We start from the raw sequence: 1411 nt of genomic DNA on the forward strand, positions 1-1411 counted from the left end.
GGCTCTTCGGACTTCCGGTGGGGGTCATGGGGTGAGGCCGCCGGCGGCGAGGAGCATGCGGAGGCGGTAGTTGTGCCGGTTTCGGTAGCCGCGGGCGAGGCGGCGGTGGAGCTCGATGATCCCGTTCACCGCCTCGGTGCCGCCGTTCGATGACCGGTTGGTGGTGAAGTAGGCCAGGAACGCGTCGGTCCACCGCCGGAGGGTGCGGCCGAGGCGTGCAATCTCGGGGATCGGGCAGGTGTGGAACGACTCCACGACCTTCTCTGCGATCTTCCGCCCTTCGGCGAGGTCCTTCTGGTGATAGGCGGAGCGCAGCTGCTGCGCGCACTGCCACGCGACGAACACCTCATCATGGGCAGGGGCGGCTTCGATCGCCGCGACCAGCCGTGCCCGCTGGTTCTCGGTGAGGTTCTCGGCGCCGGCGCGGAGGATGGTCTGGATCCCGTAGAGCGGATCGCCCTTCCGGCCGCGGTGACCGAGGGTGTCCTGCTGGACACGTCGGCGGACCTCGTCGACGGCGGCGGTGCCGAGCTTGACGACGTGGAACGCGTCGAGCACCGCGACGGCGTCCTCGAGCTTGTCGTCGATCGCGGTCTTGTATCCGGCGAACGGGTCCAACGCCGCGACCTTCACGTTGTTCCGGAACGCGTCGCCGCGCTCGTCGAGCCAGGCCGCGTAGGCCTTCCCCGATCTGCCCGGCACGAGGTCGAGCAGCCGGGCACGGGTGCGACCGTGCTCATCCCGGGTCAGGTCGACCATCCCGGTCAGCTCCTTCGGGCCGCGCTTGCGGGAGTCGACGTGATGCCAGATGTGCTCGTCGACGCCGAGGGTGGTGACGTTCTCGAACCGGGACTCGTCGGCAGCCAGCTTGACGAGTTCGGGCTCAACGGCCCGCCACACCGTCTTCCACGACGTGCCCAGCTGTCGGGCCAGGCCCGCGATCGTGGCGTGCTCGCGGCGCAGCTGCCCGATCGCCCACGTCACCGCGCGCATGGTGATCGACCCGCGCGCGGCGACCAGGGTCGGGACCTGCTCCACGAACGTCCTCCTCATGCAGTCGGGATCATCACAACGCCACACCCGCTGCCGCCAGATCAGTCGCACCCGCGTCGCGCCGGGCACGTCGTGAAGAACGCGGCGGCGGCGACCCCGACCGACAGCGAGCACCCCGCACGACGGGCAACCGGCCGGCGCCGCGGGGCTCGAGACCGTCACCACCAGCAGCCCGTCCAGACGCTCGACCGCCTCGACATGGACGCCGTCGAGACCGAGCAGCAGATCGCAGCGGGAACACGGGCAAGCGGCAGAGCGCGCATCAGCGCACCCCGAACTATGGTGAGACACGTCGAGGTCCTCGGTTGGAGCAGCAGTTGGCGCTACTGATCCTCGGGGACCTCGACCCCTACCCGCC

At 70.0% G+C, this 1411-nt stretch carries 1 protein-coding gene; it reads right to left on the reverse strand.

Annotated features, from left to right (window positions below; genetic code table 11):
• Positions 1-24: 24 nt before the first annotated feature.
• A complete protein-coding gene (locus B4F19_RS00005; protein ID WP_422662290.1) occupies positions 25-1344 on the reverse strand; it encodes an ISL3 family transposase in 1320 nt (439 codons plus the stop codon).
• Positions 1345-1411: the final 67 nt, after the last annotated feature.

The sequence above is a fragment of the Microbacterium sp. UBA1097 genome, from assembly GCF_002313585.1.
Taxonomy (GTDB): domain Bacteria; phylum Actinomycetota; class Actinomycetes; order Actinomycetales; family Microbacteriaceae; genus Microbacterium.